Origin of the sequence: Pseudoalteromonas sp. J010 (assembly GCF_003934235.1) — a bacterium.
GTDB classification, from domain to species: domain Bacteria; phylum Pseudomonadota; class Gammaproteobacteria; order Enterobacterales; family Alteromonadaceae; genus Pseudoalteromonas; species Pseudoalteromonas peptidolytica.
Window position 1 is genome coordinate 1 of record NZ_RDBW01000079.1, and the last position, 866, is coordinate 866.

The following is an 866-nucleotide window of genomic DNA, read 5'->3' on the forward strand; positions in this document are numbered from 1 at the left end:
GTTTCACAGTAGGCGGTTACTGTTCGCTCTCGACCAACTGCACCATGAAATACCCGAGAAAACTGCGTAGTGAGTTTTATCCAGTTCTCATGTTCTATATTTAGTCGAGTGAGAATGTGTTGAGACTCAAAGATATAACCGCGTTTATCGGCGCGAATACAACGGCCTGTGAGTTCAACCAATTCAATATAGGATTTGAGTTCAAAAGGCAGGCCTTTTGGCATATGTTTTCGTGGGCTGCCCACAAAGCGTAGTAGGTTTTTTGGTTGCTTTCCCAGCTTAGCATGGTCGATGCGTTTTTTGATGCTAGTGTAGTCTGAGGTTTCAGGTGTTGCGGCGATGTTGGCTCTAATGGGGTTTAAGTCTACGTAAACGAGGCAAGCGGCCAATGCAGCCTCGTCCAGTAATGCCTGGGATTTAAACCGTCCTTCCCAAAAACGGCCTGTACAATTGTCTTCTCTATTTGCTCGGCGGGCGATGTCTTCGTTAAGTACTCGCATAAACCAGCTAATATCGGCCAGCCTTTCCCTGTACTTATCAACCAGCTCATCTAATATCAACTGCTCCGACTCATTGAGTGGCTCACCTTCAGTAAATTTTTGGCTTATTCCATTACCTTTAAACAACTTGTGCCATCGTATCACAATCGCTTCATCGGACAGACGTTTCGCCTTGTTGTCATCAACATATAAAACAATGTGAGTATGATTACTCATCACGGCATAAGCACAAACATCAATACAAAATACGGAAGCCAACATCAATAGCTTTTCTTCAACCCAATCCCTGCGGTGTTCGTATGATTTACCAGTAAATTTATCTTCGCCACAGAGAAATGCGCGCCTGACGCAACGGGAGATACAGTG

Annotated in this window: 1 protein-coding gene; it reads right to left on the reverse strand. The window is 44.6% G+C overall.

What is annotated here, in order from left to right; translation table 11 throughout:
* Positions 1–866: transposase (locus tag EAG18_RS22035; protein ID WP_125254469.1), on the reverse strand; the 866-nt coding region annotated here is incomplete at both ends.